The organism is Candidatus Polarisedimenticolia bacterium (assembly GCA_036001465.1).
Taxonomy (GTDB): Bacteria; Acidobacteriota; Polarisedimenticolia; order Gp22-AA2; family Gp22-AA2; genus Gp22-AA3.
The window spans coordinates 91,128-105,261 of record DASYUH010000109.1 but is presented as its reverse complement, the minus strand read 5'-3'; the positions used below and the strand labels follow the sequence as shown (position 1 = coordinate 105,261).

Here is a 14,134-nt window from a genome sequence, read left to right as displayed (position 1 = left end):
GCCATCACCCAGAGCAAATAGTAGTGAAATGCGCCGAGAGCTAGACTGGCTACCGCCAGTCCCCAGCTGACGCGCCACTTCGAGTTGTGCGTTCCTAACAACGTCACTTTAGATCAGCTCCCTTGTACGCATAACGCTCCGGCTAAGCTGCGGCGCGCGTGCTCAGCCTCTCACTCCGCCACGGGCCTCCCGCGCGCCGCCAGCTTCAGCCGGTTGTTAGGCATCATGGCTTCCAGTGGAAGCCCTCCACGATCAGTTCGATCGGCTCCGCTTCGCCGCGCGCGTACATCTTCGTCACGACATCACGACAGAGCACAGCAAGGTCCCCATGCTCGATACGCAGATAGCGTACCCCGTTGGCCTCTTCGAGTTTGGGCCGAAAGCCCGCGGCTCGCGCGAAATCCTGAAATCGAGCCTCGTCCTCGATATTGCGCTCACCGAGAAGCACCCAGTCGAGCCCGGGCCGGCCGCCTTCAAGCGAGAATTGGAGGTTCACAACATCGCCCGGACGGTCAGGTGTGTTGAACATGAATACTGCAAATGTTGGAGACGAGCTGGCGCCAGAAAGGCTGGCTAGTACCTTCGGAATGTCAGCTACCCCAACGTGATACGTCGGTGCGGTGCGTGAACGTAGGAGGGCCGCCACAAGGCTGACAATCACAACTCCCCCGATAACGACCAACACAGGCTTCATGATGCCTAACGCTCCGGCTAAGCTGCGGCGCGCGTGCTCAGCCTCTCACTCCGCCACGGGCCTCCCGCGCGCCGGCAGCTTCAGCCGGTTGTTAGGTGGCACGTACCTCACTAGTCGATTCCCAGTACCAACAAGGTTACGACATGCTGTTCCGGATTGATAATGACAAACTCTTGAAAGGCGTCGTGGAGACTGGATGGCTCGTACTCATGCGACACACCTGATTTCTCGAGACGGAGTGTCTTCGCGTGGTCGAGGTCGAGTTCACGGATCAAGTGCCGGACCTTCTCGGTCGCGCCTGGCTTGGGCAAGCCGTGGCTCTCATCTGCCCAAAACACTTCGATGGCCTGCTGGGCCGAGCGCGCATCGATCGGCCCGAAGTCTTCAAGCCCAATGTCTGACAGAATGAAGGGACCGTGCATGTCCACATTGTCGTGCCGGCCTGAGCCTGGGGTCAGAGTTGCGTCACGGTATGCCGGGTGCTGCAGCAGGGCTGCGAGCAGGGATGCAGCGTTCGATTTCGCCTCATACTTGAGCCGCTTCGCGACTACGAACCGGTGGTTGTCTCCAGCCGCGATACTCAGCTCACCAACCTGACTCAGCATGGCAAATCGCCCCTTAGTGCCACCTAACGCCCCGGCTAAGCTGCGGCGCGCGTGCGCCGCAGCGACTCCGCCACGGGTCTCCCGCGCGCCGCCAGCTTCAGCCGGTTGTTATGCGGACTCGTCACGATGCTCGCCAGGTCTTCACGCATCAACTCGAAGCCAAGACTATGTCGTCGCCCATGTGCCATATGTCTGCTACCCGTCCCGCGTGCTCCTTGCCACGGTCATCAATGATATCCACCTCGCACTCGAAGGGAACAGACCACGGTGGTGGACCTCCTTGGGCCGCGACGGTTCCCTTGAGGAGGATACGGACGACCATGCGTGCGCTCGTTAGGTGTGGGACCTCGACACGTTGCTGAGCCAAGAAGTCGGGAAACGAGAGTACATAGCGGCGCACGGCGTCCGCGACAGGAGCTGTCAAGAACGACTCGGGGCCGGCTCTACCGGTCAGCAAGTTAACAGTGAACTCGGGCACACCCGACGAAACTGCCGATCGTACAAGGTGACTCATCGTGTGATCGTCCCCTGCCCAGTTCAGGGTGCTGACGAACGACGCCGCGAAGTTGTGAGCAGCGCTACGGATCGCCTTGTATTTCACGCCACCACCTGTTCCGCATAACGCAAATTAGGCCGATCTATAAAAACCAATAAACCTGCGAAATCGCCGTCTAGTTCGGAAAAGGTCGGTCTGCTATTTCCAGTTAGTGCTGCGAAGCCGTCGGAAAGATGACGGAGCTGCGCCGAGGCGTAGCCGCCGGACCTGAGTTGCGCTGTAGAGTCATAGGCTGGCACCGGTCGCCTCATGTGGCACTCCCGCCTCGTTCGTCCAGGGGACTTCTGACCCCGCGGCCGCCTCGGTTGAGGACGTGGGCATAGATCATGGTGGTGGCGACGTCGCTGTGGCCGAGGAGCTCCTGGATTGTCCGGATGTCGTAACCGGCCTCGAGGAGGTGGGTGGCGAAGGAGTGCCGCAGGGTGTGGCAGCTGGCGGGCTTGTGGAGCCGCGCGGCGCGAACGGCCTCCTTCACGGACCGTTGGACGACGGATTCATGCAGGTGATGCCGGTACATGACCCCGGTATCGCGTTCGCTGTAGAAGCGGGTCGCGGGGAAGACCCATTGCCAGCCCCACTCTTTCGGCGCGCTGGGGTACTTGCGGACGAGCGCGCCCGGCAGGGGCGCGCGGCCCCTCCCCTTCCGCAGGTCCTGCTGGTGCAGGCGGAATACTTTGTCGAGATGCGAGGTCAGGGGCTCGCGCAATTTGGTGGGGAGGAGCGTGACGCGATCCTTGGCTCCTTTGCCATCGCGGACAGTGATTTCGCCGCGAGCGAGGTCGATGTCCTTGACTCGCAGGCGGCAGCATTCCATCAGGCGCAGGCCGGACCCGTACATCAATGAGGCCATGAGCCAGGGGCTGCCGTTCAGCTCGTTGAGAATGGCGTCGACCTCGTCACGGGTGAGAACGACCGGAAGGCGGATGGGGCGTTTGGCCCGGACGACGTCCTGCAGCCACTCGAGGTCTCGATGCAGGACCTCCTGATAGAAAAATAGGATGGCGCTCAGCGCCTGGTTCTGGGTCGAGGCGCTGACGCGACCTTCGGTCGCCAAGCTCGACAAGAATCGGCTGATTTCGGGCTCGCGCAAGCGGAGGGGATCCTGGCCTTGATGGAACCGGATGAACCGTCGCACCCATCCGGCGTAAGCCTGCTCGGTGCGCGGGCTGAGGTGCCGGCTGCGCGCTTCGCGATGAATGGCTTCGATCAGGCGCTCGACGCTGATCCGCGACCCGCGGGCGGGCGCGGCTGCGGCGTCCTTGGTGGCCAAGGGCTCCATGCATTCACTCCCTTGGGGGCGTTTTTTGGACGGCTCTTGGCCGCAAATATACGCCCGGCGGCCTCATTCAGGCAAGGGGACGTTCGCGCCGCCGCGGGGCGGATGACGCGGTCGACGTGGGGGAGGCGAGCCGCTAGGCTCCGCTGCTGGACGACCCGCCGGAGACCGCCTTCTCCCACCAGGGGGTCTTCTTCTTTCCGGTCTCGCCGGACCCGCCGAAGACGGTCTTGAGAAGGTCGGTGGTGCGGGCGACCGGGTCCTTGCGGATCTTCTCCTCTTCCCGGCCGATCATCAGGAACATGCCGTCGAGCGCCTTGGCGGTCACGTAGGCCTTCAGGTCGAAGGCGACGCGTCCCCCGAACGGCAGCGCGGCCGCGCGGCCCATCATGGTGTCGAAGGTCCGGGTGGTCCCGACCTTGTCGAGCTGCCCGGCGACGATCGGCCGGAACAGGGTGTCGAGCCTGGGGCCGGCGTTGGCGCGCAGGTAATCGGTGGCCTCATGGTCCTTGCCGCGCACGATCTTCACGGCGTCGGCGAAGCTCATCTGCTTGATGGTGTCGAGGAAGACGTTCCTGGCGAGGGGGGCGGCGGTCTCGGCGGCGCGGTTCATGCTGGTCACGAATTCGTCGACCAGGTTCCCCTTGCCGATCGTCCGGAGGCTGACGTCGACGGCATGGAGCTTCTGGGGCATCGGGATCCGGACGTCCAGATTCTTCAGATAGCCGTCCGGGCGGCCGAGGAGGGCGACGGATCGGCTGGTGCCGACTCCGAGCGCCTCCTTCAGGCCGCTGGCGGCGGTCCTGGGATCCAGGGTGGCGGCGGCCTGCGACGGGACGGCGGTCGCGAGGCAGAGCGCGGTCACGATGGCCGCGGGCCGGTGACTCGCTGTCCTGAGTGTCGAGAGCATGGGGAGGTCCTCCTGCTCTGGCGGAGCCGGGTGATTGTAGTCCGCTTCGCGGCGGGCGCAACCGCGGCGGGTTGCCCTTGACTCGGACCGGCGATCGGGATGAGGCTACCGGCTTCAACAACGGGAGACGCGATCATGGCGCGGCGCAATCGTCCGGCGGGAACGGGAATCGCCGTCGGCGGGCTCATCCTCTTCATTGGCGCGATCCTGCTGATGCGCGCGGTGCTGATCCACGGGGGAGATGCGACGTCCGGCGCCGCCTCTGCGTCCGGTGCACCCGCGGCGTCCGGCGCGCCCACCGCGCGCGCCGGGGTGGACCGGGCGGACGCTCCTCGCAAGCGTCTCCGCGACCTGGGGATCGTCATCGGGCGGATGGCTCCGGGGGCGAACAACGCGATCACCGACGTCAAGGGGGTGCGTGTGGGGCACGTGACGCTGGTCCGCGGCGAGGGGAAGCTGCGGCCGGGGGAGGGGCCGGTGCGCACGGGGGTGACGGCGATCCTGCCGCATGGGGGGGACCTGTGGCGCGAGAAGGTCCCGGCGGCGACCTGGGTGCTGAACGGCACGGGGGAGATGACGGGGAGCATCTGGATCGAGACGCAGGGGGCGCTCGAGGTGCCCATCCTGCTGACCAACACGATGAACATCGGGAAGGTGATGGACGGCGTGGTGGAGTACATGCTCAAGCGCTACCCGGACATCGGCATCGGCGACGACGTGGTGGCGCCGACGGTGGCGGAGTGCGACGACTCGTCGCTCAACGACGCGCGCGGGCGGCACGTGTCGGTCGCGGACACGGTGCGGGCGATCGAGTCGGCAAGCGCGGGGCCCGTGATGGAAGGGGCGGTGGGCGCGGGGACGGGGATGATCTCCTACGAGTTCAAGGGGGGGATCGGCACGGCGTCGCGCGTTCTGCGTTCGGAGGACGGCGGCTGGACGGTGGGGGTCCTGGTGAACGCGAACATGGGGCGGCGGCGCGAGCTGCTGGTGGCGGGGGTGCCGGTGGGGCGGGAGATCACCAACCTGATGCCGCTGGAGGGGGCCGGCGACGGCTCGATCATCATCGTGGTGGCGACCGACGCGCCGCTCGATCACCTGAAGCTGCGGCGGCTGGCTTCGAAGGCGTCGATGGGGCTGGCGCGCACGGGGACGATCTCGTCTCACGGCAGCGGCGACATCTTCCTGGCGTTCTCGACGGGGAACCGGGTGCCGCACTACGCGAAGCCCTTGACCTACACGCTGACCGTGGTGCCGGACTCCCACCTGAATCCGCTCTTCGAGGCGGTGGGCGAGGCGACCGAAGAGGCCATCCTGAACGCGCTGGCGATGGCGACCACGACGGTGGGGCGCGACGGCAACACGGCCTTCGCGCTGCCTCTGGACCGGCTGGTGGCGATCATGAAGAAGTACGGCCGGCCGCCGGTCGGCGGCGCGCCCGCTGCGAAGCAGGGGGCGGCGGGCGGCGCGCCGGGGACGCCATGAGCTATTGCGAGGTCGCGACGGGGCATCCGTTCCACGGCCCCTACCACGACAGGGAGTACGGCTTCCCGCTGCGCGACGACGTCGGGCTGTTCGAGCGGCTGGTCCTGGAGATCAACCAGGCGGGGCTGAGCTGGCTGACGATCCTCAAGAAGCGGGCGGCGTTCCGTGCGGCGTACGACCGGTTCGACGTCGATCGGGTCGCGGCGTACGGGCGGAGGGAGAAGGCGCGGCTGCTGCGGGACGCCGGGATCATCCGCAACCGGCTGAAGATCGACGCGGCGATCGAGAACGCGCGGCGCATTGCGGCGCTACGCGAGGAGCACGGCTCGTTCGCGGAGTGGCTCGACGCCCACCATCCGCTGGCCAGGCCCGCGTGGGTGAAGCTGTTCAAGGAGACGTTCCGCTTCACGGGTGGGGAGATCACCGGAGAGTTCCTGATCAGCACGGGGTACCTGCCGGGGGCCCACGCTGCGTCGTGCCCGGTGCAGGGGCGCATCCTGGCGCTCGATCCGCCGTGGGCCCGGGCGGCGGCGCCGCGGGCGGCAGCGCCGCAGCCGGGGGCGGCGGCGGCGCGTCCGCGCCGCGAGGCGGGCCGCCCGGCCGGGCCGGAGAGCCGCGCGCCCGGACGGAGGCGCGATGGCTGACCGGCACGACGTGGTGATCGTCGGGGGGGGCCACAACGGGCTGGTGGCGTCGGCGTACCTCGCGGCGCGCGGGCTGGAGGTCCTGGTCCTGGAGCGGCGGGCGTTCGTGGGGGGGGCGTCGGTGACCGAGGAGCCGTGGCCGGGGTTCAAGGTCTCGACGGCGGCGTACGTCATCAGCCTGCTGCGGCGCGAGGTGGTGCGCGACCTGGACCTGAAGCGGCACGGGCTCACGATCTATCCTCAGGATCCGCCGTACTTCCAGCCGTATCCGGACGGCCGGCATCTGATGATCTGGAACGACTACAACAAGACGCGCGCGGAGATCCGCAAGTTCTCGGCGAAGGACGCGGACGTCTACGAGGACTACGAGAAGGCGCTGAACCGGCTGGCGGAGTTCGTCGAGCCGCTCCTGATGATGACGCCCCCGGACCCGACGTCGTCGCGTTTGCGCGATCTGCTCGGGCTCCTGAAGGTGGCGCGGCTGGCGCGCGGGCTGAAGAAGGACCTGTACGGCGAGATCGAGATCCTGGTCGCGAGCGCCAAGGACTTCCTCGACTCGTGGTTCGAGTCGGAGGAGCTGAAGGCGCTCCTCTGCGGCCAGGCGGTGATCGGGACGTTCGCGGGGCCGCGCACGCCGGGGACGGCGTACGTGCTGTTCCACCACGTCATGGGCGAGGTGGACGGGATGCGCGGCTGCTGGGGGGTGGTGCGCGGCGGCATGGGGCAGGTGTCGGAGTGCATCGCCCGGGCGGCGCGCGAGCGGGGGGTGACGATCCGCTGCGGCGCAGCGGTCGAGAGGATCCTGGTCCGGGACGGCCGGGCGGAGGGGGTCGTCCTGAAGGGGGGCGAGGAGGTCCGGGCGCGCGCCGTGGTCAGCAACGCCGATCCGAACATCACCTTCCTGAAGCTCATGGACGCGCGGCGCGATCTGCCGCCGGAGTTCGTGCGCGCGATCGAGCGCTTCCGGATCACCGGGTCGTCGATCAAGGTGAACTACGCCCTGTCCGAGCTGCCGGACTTCACGGCGCTGCCGGGGAAGGCGCCGGGGCCGCAGCACCGGGGGACGATCGACATCTGCCCGTCGCTCGACTACATGGAGAAGGCCTACGACGAGGCGAAGTACGGGCAGTGGTCGTCGCAGCCGTTCCTCGAAGCCGTGATTCCGACGGTCTACGACGACTCGATTGCGCCGGCGGGGCAGCACATCATGTCGGTCTTCTGCCAGTTCGGGCCGTACGAGCTGAAGGGAGGGACCTGGGACACCGAGAAGGAGAAGTTCGGCGACCGGGTGACGGAGATCTTCACGCGCTACGCCCCCAACTTCAGGGGCTCGGTCCTGCACCGGCAGGTGTTGAGTCCGCTCGACCTCGAGCGGGACTTCTCATTGACGCACGGCAACATCTTCCAGGGGGACATGACGCTCGACCAGCTCTTCTTCATGCGCCCGGTGCCGGGGGCGGCCGACTATCGCACTCCCGTGCGCGGCCTCTACCTGTGCGGGGCGTGCACGCATCCGGGCGGCGGCGTCATGGGGGCCGCGGGGTACAACGCGGCACGCGAGATCGGGCGCGATTTCCGCAAAGGGGCGCTGCGCTAGCCTGCCGGCCGGGACTGGGCGTGCCCGCGGAGCCCGGCCCGACGGGGCCCGGGTGAACGAAGAGGGCCTCCGGGTCGCCCCGGAGGCCCTTCGAATTCCAGCGCTCGACCGAGAAAGCCGGACTTACGCCTTCTCGTGGCTCTCGCCGTGCTTGCAGCAGGCGCCTGCCGGCATCTGGGCCCACTCCTGGACCGCCTTGATGGTCTCGGGAGTGCTGCCGACCAGCGTGAACGTGCCGCCGTCGTCGGCCATCTCGACCTTGGTGGTCACGCCTTCCATGGACAGGGGGCAGCCCTCGCAGGGCTCGCCGTTGGCGTGGGCGGCGAGGTGCTCCTTGATGTGGCTGACGGCCTTGGCGTTCTTCCCCTTCAGGGTCACGATGGCGCCGTCGTCGGTCAGCTTCGCTTCCTTGACGACGTTCTTGTTCAGGTTGCAGTGCGCGCCCGCCTTCGCCTCTCCTCCCTTGCCGTGATCGCAGTTGGCTCCGGCGAACGCGAAGCCGGTCAGGGCGACGGGGAGCACGAGCGCCAGGACCGCCTTGCTCTTCAGGACATTCCTCATGTTGGTCTGCCTCCTTGGCAAGCACCCATCTTACCCGAGCCGCGGGCCGGCGACCAGCCCCGCGGCGGTCGTGGCGACCTATCCGTGCGGGCCTGGGCTTGACTACACGTCAATCCCCTGGATAGAATTCGACCACGATACTTGGGGAACCCACTCTATCCTGGCTAGTTGGAGGGACTCCGATGATGCGGAGCCGGTCCTTCCTGAGTCGTATTGTAGCGGCATGCTGCCTTTTGGCGATGGAATCAGCCTCATTCGCCTCACCCGTTGCTCCAGTCAACGTCGTGATCAAGGTGGCCGTCGTTGACATTGATCTCTCGCTCAAACCGGTACCGAAGCACCCGTTTGAAATCCTGCCTCTGGCAGAGGCAGGAGGCGACAAGGTTGCTATCACCACATCGTTCACCGGGGAGGGCCAGGTTCAACTAGGACCCGGACACTATCGGATTCGTTCCATGGCGCCAGTGCAGCTCGGCCTGCGTCGAATGGAATGGGACTTTGCGTTCGAGGTTATCAGTGGCCGTGCGGTGACGATCGAGTTGAGCAATGACAACGCACTCATCGGCACGCCCTCCGTGCCTGTTCCTGTCCGGCCAAAGTCCACTGCGACAGAGGTGTTCCAGGCGCTGCGTGATTCCGTGGTAACAGTCGAGTCCGAAGGGGGCCATGGCTCTGGCTTTCTAGTAGACGAGCGGGGCCTCCTGATCACAAATGAACATGTCACCTCGGGAAGTCGCTTTTTCACGGTCAGTTTTGACGACGAACACCGGCTGCCCGCGACTGTCATCGCCTCAGATGCACGCGAGGATGTCGCTATCCTCGTGATCAACCCGAAAGCGATGCCGCCTCTCGGCGTGATAAGGCTCGCCGCAGATTCCGCTGAGCAGCCGCCAGTCCGAGAGGGGGACGAGATCTTCGCGATTGGAAGCCCTCTTCATCAACAGAAAATCATCACCGCGGGGATCGTCAGCAAAGTCGAAACTGGCGCAATCATCAGCGACGTCATGATCGATCACGGCAACAGCGGAGGGCCCCTACTCAACGCTGAGAAAGAAGCGATCGGAATCAACACCTTTGGAGAAGGACGCGGGATTTCTGGAACCGTGAGAATATGGAAGGCATTCCCCGTGTTAGAGGAGGCCAGGAAGAAGCTCAGCGGATTCACCCTGCCGTCTTCGGATTTTCGGCCTCCGATCCCGCGGACACGTTATCCCGCGGATGCACTGAAGCAGATTGTCTTGGCTGAAGACTTCGATCTGGAGAATTACCACATCGTGACTCGGCGCTTTGATGTCTTCCTTCTCACTCCGCCTGCTCTCTGCTACTTCGACCATCAGGATGACATCAAGGCCGCCCAGGGCCGGCAGCAGCGGCGCAAGAAGGTCTCTGCAGCCGACACCTACGATCCTGTCGCTGATATCAAGGGTTGGGCTCAGTACGTCGGCCAGTACAGCGCGATTGTAAAGATCGTCATCATTCCCCGGATCAAGCCGACTTTCGGTTCAGCTTTCGCGGCCGGCCTGGTAGGCTCGAGCGCGGTCATGCGCTACCGATACCAAGGAGATGTCGATACTCTGCGGCTCATCCGGGATGGCAAGGAAGTACAGCCGATCCGAATCGGTCGGGCGCCCGTAGGGCAGCGGTTCGCTGGTCCTGCCGGACACATGGAAGATGTGGCATACCTCGGATTCGCAGAGTTTCTGCCCGAGGCATTTGAACCAGCGAGAGCGGAGGGAGATCACCTTGGGCTTGAGATACTCAATGAAGCGAAGCCTGATGCGATCACCAGCGAAGAGATCGGCGGGGATCTTCTCCAGAGAATTTGGAGAGACTTCGCACCCCTGAGAGCTCCGGCTTCGCGCTGACTTTCTCCTCTATCTGAACTTCCTCACGCGCTGCCTGGTCCGGTGCTACGGCAAAAACTTCTCAGTATGCTTGAGCTTTTCCGGAAGATAGGTGTCGATGACGTAGTTGAGCCCCCACTTGGCGAGGGCCTGCTGCTCGGCGCGGACGCCCATCTTCAGGAGGTGCTCCATGGCGGCGACCCAGGGCTTGTGGTGCTGGAAGAACGGGTCGTTCTTGATGGCGTCGCGGGCCCGCTTGATGTCGACCTCCTTCAGCGGGTGGGTGGGGAGCTTGTAGTCGACGATGTCCTGCGGCGTGATCCCCATGTAGCGCGCCTGGGGAACGCAGAAGTACTCGTTGAGGTGGGCGGCGTTTCCGGACCCGACCTTGAGGGTGCGGTAGATGTTCGAGATGCCGTACGGGTCGCCGTCGACGAACACGTAGACGGGGATCTTCTTGAAGTCGGCCAGGCGGCGGATGAAGCGGCGGCAGGCGCGCGTCGGCACGCCCCCCATCGAGACCAGGATGCAGTTGGCGGTCTTCCAGTACTTGTGCTTCACCAGGCGCTGGAACATGCCGGCGGTCTCGATCACCAGGATGAAGTCGGCGTCGGTCTCGAACTTCAGGTGCTCGACCGAGATCGGGATCGAATAGGCGCCGGAGCCGAACTTGGTGCAGTCGATGCGCAGGGGCTTGCCGGTCTCGGAGTCGCGGTCGACGATGACGAGCTTCCCGGAGATCTCGCCCCCCTTCTCCTCCGGCACGAAGCCGATCTGCTCGCGGTTGACCTCGAACAGCGCCTCGACGTCGTCCATCACGGCATCGGATTCGGGCTGCTCGAGGAAGCGCGCCGCGTCCCAGTTCTTCGAGACGTAGTACGCCTCCCTCTTGGTGGCGATGTCGTCCTGCGAGATCAGCTCGCGCGACAGCGCCATCATGCGCAGGGTCTGCGCGAACGTCTTGACGGTCGAGACGGTGAGGGTGCGCTCCTTCTTCCGGCCGCGCATCTCGAAGTGCCCCTTCTTCGGGTCGTACTTGACGTTGCTCAGGCTGCGCAGCGGGAACTTGAGATTGGGCTTCTGCCGCTTCAGGATGGTCTTGCGGACCTCCTCCGCGGTCTGCTCGATCTTCTTCAGGGCCGGGGACGGCATCGTCTCTCCCTTCAGCGCGCGCCGGCGCGCGCCGTCATCACGAAGGCATGCAGCGGTATCCGGACCGGGCGGTCCCCGAACTGCTTCGCCACCGTCAGCGCGACGGCGGAGATCACGTCGGCGACCGGCACGATGTTGCGCTCGCGGATCGCGCTGCCGACCGGGTTCCCCTCGACCAGGCCGGTCGCCAGCTCGCGCGCCGTCGGGCTCTCCCCCTGGAACGCGACCGGGTCGATCCGCACCTCGGTGAAGCCGGCGCCGCTCGCCATCTCCTGCAGCGCGTCCATATCGTGCAGGCTGAACGGGACCTGGTAGAACGTCGGCGGATCGCTGGGGAAGAACGACGCGATCTTCTCGTGCGCGATCTTGGCGAAGGTGTTCTTCTCGAGCGAGTCCCAGACGCTGAGCAGAAGCGTCCCGCCGTCCGCCAGCACGCGCCGCGCCTCCTTGAGCGCCAGCGGCTTGTCCGGCACGAACATCAGGCCGAACTGGCAGACGACGACGTCGAACGACTTGTCGGGAAACGGCAGGGCGCAGGCGTCCGCCTGCTGCCAGTCGATGCCGCGCACCCCTTCGAGCCTGCGCCGGGCGTGGTCGATCATCGGCTGGTTCAGATCGGTCGCGACGAGCCGCGCCCCCGCGGGCAGCCGCTCCCTCAGCTGCCGCGTGACGATGCCGGTGCCGCAGGCGATCTCCAGGACGCGCGTCCCCTCGGCGGCCGGGAGGCGGCGCGCCAGGTCGCGCGCGTACGGCTCGAACAGCACCGGCCCCAGGTGCCGGTCGTAGTTCTCCGGGATCGATCCGGTGAAGTGAGCGTTCGGGTCGGTCATGGCAGCCGGCTCTTCTCGAGGGTTTCCGTGAGCGTCTTCACGATTTTGTCCTCCTCCGTCTTCGTCAGTCCGAGGATCTCCTTGAGGGCGATGCCGATGTGCGGGATGTACGACGTGATGTAGGAGCGCTTCTGCTCGGCCTCGGCCAGGCGGCGCCGGTGGCGCAGGTAGGAGCCGAGGCGGCGGCCGACCTCCTGCAGGGCGAGCCTGAGCTCGCGGATGATCTCGGGGTACGAGGCGATCGCCTCCTTGCTCTCCGAGGTGAACGGCACCCAGACGCTGGCCATGTGCACGAACAGGACCATCGGCGCCGCCGGCAGCGCCCCCTTGCTCTGCTGCATGCCGTAGTTGCGCCAGTCGGTGGTGAGGGCGCCGCGCGTGATGGCGCAGGCCGACTGCTGGTACTGCAGCGGCACGCGGTTGGCGAAGCGCCACAGATCGATCAGCTCTTCGGCCGGCAGCTCGCCGCCGTACGCCAGGCCCGCCTCGACGACGAACGGGTTGCCGCGGTAGACCGCCGGAGGCCGCGTGGCCGAGGTATAGAAGTCGGCCTTGAGCGTCTGCTTCAGCCCCTCGAGGATGAGTCCCTCGCCGATCGGCACGATGGTCGAGGCCGGCGGCGCCATGATCTTCACCTTCGGGATGGCGCGGAACAGCGTCTCGACCTGGGCGACGGTGAGCGAGCGCGGCTTGGCGTCCGGGTCGAGCCCCGCCGCGGCGCAGATCTCCTCCGCCACCTTGGCGCTGACCCGCGAGAAGTCCTGCTGCAGCGCGCCGCGCAGCGACCGTCCCTTCGTGTCGCGCAGCATCGAGATCAGGACACCCAGCTCGACCCCGTACGGGTGCGGCCTGATCGCCAGGGGCTCGCGCGGCAGCTCGGAGGTCAACCGCTCGCGCCGGAACTCGTCCCCCTTGGGCGGGCGGTAGTGCACGGTGGCGTGCGGGTTGGCGAGCGCCGACTGCACCACGTAGTCGTCCACCGACCGGCGCCCCTTCTTGTAGGTGCCGGCGATGTCCATCTCGACGCGCGTGCCGTGCTCCTGGTCCCACGGCACTTCGCGGTCCGTGAGCACCTTGGGCTCGTTGCGCGTCGTGTCGATCTGGATCTCGAAGAAGTGGGCCGGCCGGCTCTTGCCCGTGCGCGACGTGATGCGGATCGGCTGCCCGGTCGTCAGCTGCGCGTACATGCCGGCGGCCGAGATGCCGATCCCCTGCTGCCCGCGGCTCTGCCGCAGGATGTGGAACTTCGAGCCGTACAGGAGCTTCCCGAACACCTTCGGGATCTGGCCGCGCACGATCCCGGGCCCGTTGTCGGTGATCGACAGGCGGAAGCGGTCCTCCGCCAGCTCCTCGATGGCGACGGTGATCTCCGGCAGGATCCCCGCCTCCTCGCAGGCGTCGAGGGAGTTGTCCACCGCCTCTTTTGTCGCGGTCAACAGCGCCTTGGCGGGATTGTCGAATCCGAGGAGGTGCCGGTTCTTCTGGAAGAATTCGGCGACGGAGATCTCGCGCTGCCTCTTGCCGAGCGACTCGGCCGTCTCGCGCCGCCGCGCGGCCGGAGCCTTCGCGGGGGGCGAGGCCGCCTCCGGCGCCGCTTGAGTCTCCGGTGCGGCGTCCGGCACGACCTCGAGGGCGGCGACTTTGGCGGCCGGGCGCTTCGGGGCCGCGGCCTTCGCGGCACGGCGCTTGGTGCCCGGCGCTCCCGCGGGTGCCGCCCCCTTGCGATCGGCCCGGAACAGATCCATCTGCACGACTTTTCCCTTGCCCTTCTTCTGGCCCGCCCTGGACGGCGCTTTCGGCGATCGCGCCGTTGCCCCGGCTGTCTTCGCCTTCCTTGCCATCGCGGAATTCTATCAGAGTCGCCGCGTCGCGCCCCGGGAAGGAATCGGGCCGCACCGAGACCAAGGGTGCGGCCCGTACTTCGGGGCTCGCTTGTCCGCAGCGATCGGCGCCGCGCCGATCGCCTTGACAGCACGGGGCCCG

13 protein-coding genes are annotated in these 14,134 nt (G+C 66.4%); 4 read left to right on the top strand and 9 right to left on the bottom strand.

Annotation, left to right across the window (positions count from 1 at the left end):
- Positions 1–223 precede the first annotated feature (223 nt).
- The 5 genes from VGV60_18585 to VGV60_18565 all read right to left on the bottom strand — a co-directional run bounded on the left by VGV60_18585 (position 224) and on the right by VGV60_18565 (position 4,041).
- Positions 224–694 carry a hypothetical protein gene (locus VGV60_18585; GenBank protein ID HEV8703284.1) on the bottom strand — a complete coding sequence of 157 codons (471 nt, stop codon included), beginning with the start codon at positions 692–694 and terminating at the stop codon, positions 224–226.
- Between the two features lie 110 nt (positions 695–804).
- Positions 805–1,299 carry a hypothetical protein gene (locus VGV60_18580; protein ID HEV8703283.1) on the bottom strand — a complete coding sequence of 165 codons (495 nt, stop codon included), beginning with the start codon at positions 1,297–1,299 and terminating at the stop codon, positions 805–807.
- A 148-nt stretch (positions 1,300–1,447) separates the two neighbouring features.
- Positions 1,448–1,900, bottom strand: a complete 453-nt coding sequence (locus tag VGV60_18575; GenBank protein HEV8703282.1) for a hypothetical protein — start codon at positions 1,898–1,900, stop codon at positions 1,448–1,450.
- Between the two features lie 202 nt (positions 1,901–2,102).
- Positions 2,103–3,134: an integron integrase gene (locus tag VGV60_18570; protein ID HEV8703281.1), complete on the bottom strand. Its 1,032-nt coding sequence runs from the start codon at positions 3,132–3,134 to the stop codon at positions 2,103–2,105.
- 133 nt (positions 3,135–3,267) lie between these two features.
- Complete coding sequence (locus VGV60_18565; protein ID HEV8703280.1) at positions 3,268–4,041, bottom strand: DUF4197 domain-containing protein; 774 nt, start codon at positions 4,039–4,041, stop codon at positions 3,268–3,270.
- 135 nt (positions 4,042–4,176) lie between these two features.
- Between VGV60_18565 and VGV60_18560 the strand changes: the two genes are divergently transcribed.
- Genes VGV60_18560 through VGV60_18550 form a run of 3 tightly spaced genes read left to right on the top strand, consistent with a single transcriptional unit; the run spans position 4,177 to position 7,764 of the window.
- Complete coding sequence (locus VGV60_18560; protein HEV8703279.1) at positions 4,177–5,523, top strand: P1 family peptidase; 1,347 nt, start codon at positions 4,177–4,179, stop codon at positions 5,521–5,523.
- Positions 5,520–6,167 carry a DNA-3-methyladenine glycosylase I gene (locus VGV60_18555; protein ID HEV8703278.1) on the top strand — a complete coding sequence of 216 codons (648 nt, stop codon included), beginning with the start codon at positions 5,520–5,522 and terminating at the stop codon, positions 6,165–6,167. The genes VGV60_18560 and VGV60_18555 overlap by 4 nt, the downstream gene beginning before the upstream one ends.
- Positions 6,160–7,764 (top strand): NAD(P)/FAD-dependent oxidoreductase, encoded by a 1,605-nt coding sequence (locus VGV60_18550; GenBank protein ID HEV8703277.1) that lies wholly within the window; start codon positions 6,160–6,162, stop codon positions 7,762–7,764. The genes VGV60_18555 and VGV60_18550 overlap by 8 nt, the downstream gene beginning before the upstream one ends.
- A 123-nt stretch (positions 7,765–7,887) precedes the next feature.
- Here the strand turns inward: VGV60_18550 and VGV60_18545 are convergent, their stop codons facing one another.
- Positions 7,888–8,325: a hypothetical protein gene (locus VGV60_18545; GenBank protein HEV8703276.1), complete on the bottom strand. Its 438-nt coding sequence runs from the start codon at positions 8,323–8,325 to the stop codon at positions 7,888–7,890.
- Positions 8,326–8,507: 182 nt separating this feature from the next.
- On the opposite strand from VGV60_18545, the gene VGV60_18540 reads away from it, so the two are divergent.
- Positions 8,508–10,190, top strand: a complete 1,683-nt coding sequence (locus tag VGV60_18540) for a S1C family serine protease (GenBank protein HEV8703275.1) — start codon at positions 8,508–8,510, stop codon at positions 10,188–10,190.
- Positions 10,191–10,235: 45 nt separating this feature from the next.
- On the opposite strand, the gene VGV60_18535 is transcribed toward VGV60_18540, so the two are convergent.
- From VGV60_18535 to VGV60_18525, 3 genes are read right to left on the bottom strand one after another with little or no spacing between them, the layout of a single operon-like run.
- Positions 10,236–11,321, bottom strand: coding sequence for a DNA topoisomerase IV subunit A (locus VGV60_18535; protein HEV8703274.1), 1,086 nt, complete (start codon positions 11,319–11,321; stop codon positions 10,236–10,238).
- Positions 11,322–11,332: 11 nt separating this feature from the next.
- Positions 11,333–12,151, bottom strand: a complete 819-nt coding sequence (locus tag VGV60_18530) for a methyltransferase domain-containing protein (protein HEV8703273.1) — start codon at positions 12,149–12,151, stop codon at positions 11,333–11,335.
- Positions 12,148–13,992: a DNA topoisomerase VI subunit B gene (locus VGV60_18525; protein ID HEV8703272.1), complete on the bottom strand. Its 1,845-nt coding sequence runs from the start codon at positions 13,990–13,992 to the stop codon at positions 12,148–12,150. Before VGV60_18525 ends, VGV60_18530 begins: the two co-directional genes overlap by 4 nt.
- Positions 13,993–14,134 lie beyond the last annotated feature (142 nt).

Bases quoted from the DNA above. Each gene is read 5' to 3' on its own strand.
- VGV60_18585 (HEV8703284.1), bottom strand. From the start codon at position 694: ATGAAGCCTGTGTTGGTCGTTATCGGGGGAGTTGTGATTGTCAGCCTT.
- VGV60_18580 (HEV8703283.1), bottom strand. From the start codon at position 1,299: ATGCTGAGTCAGGTTGGTGAGCTGAGTATCGCGGCTGGAGACAACCAC.
- VGV60_18570 (HEV8703281.1), bottom strand. From the start codon at position 3,134: ATGGAGCCCTTGGCCACCAAGGACGCCGCAGCCGCGCCCGCCCGCGGG.
- VGV60_18565 (HEV8703280.1), bottom strand. From the start codon at position 4,041: ATGCTCTCGACACTCAGGACAGCGAGTCACCGGCCCGCGGCCATCGTG.
- VGV60_18560 (HEV8703279.1), top strand. From the start codon at position 4,177: ATGGCGCGGCGCAATCGTCCGGCGGGAACGGGAATCGCCGTCGGCGGG.
- VGV60_18555 (HEV8703278.1), top strand. From the start codon at position 5,520: ATGAGCTATTGCGAGGTCGCGACGGGGCATCCGTTCCACGGCCCCTAC.
- VGV60_18550 (HEV8703277.1), top strand. From the start codon at position 6,160: ATGGCTGACCGGCACGACGTGGTGATCGTCGGGGGGGGCCACAACGGG.
- VGV60_18545 (HEV8703276.1), bottom strand. From the start codon at position 8,325: ATGAGGAATGTCCTGAAGAGCAAGGCGGTCCTGGCGCTCGTGCTCCCC.
- VGV60_18540 (HEV8703275.1), top strand. From the start codon at position 8,508: ATGATGCGGAGCCGGTCCTTCCTGAGTCGTATTGTAGCGGCATGCTGC.
- VGV60_18535 (HEV8703274.1), bottom strand. From the start codon at position 11,321: ATGCCGTCCCCGGCCCTGAAGAAGATCGAGCAGACCGCGGAGGAGGTC.
- VGV60_18530 (HEV8703273.1), bottom strand. From the start codon at position 12,151: ATGACCGACCCGAACGCTCACTTCACCGGATCGATCCCGGAGAACTAC.
- VGV60_18525 (HEV8703272.1), bottom strand. From the start codon at position 13,992: ATGGCAAGGAAGGCGAAGACAGCCGGGGCAACGGCGCGATCGCCGAAA.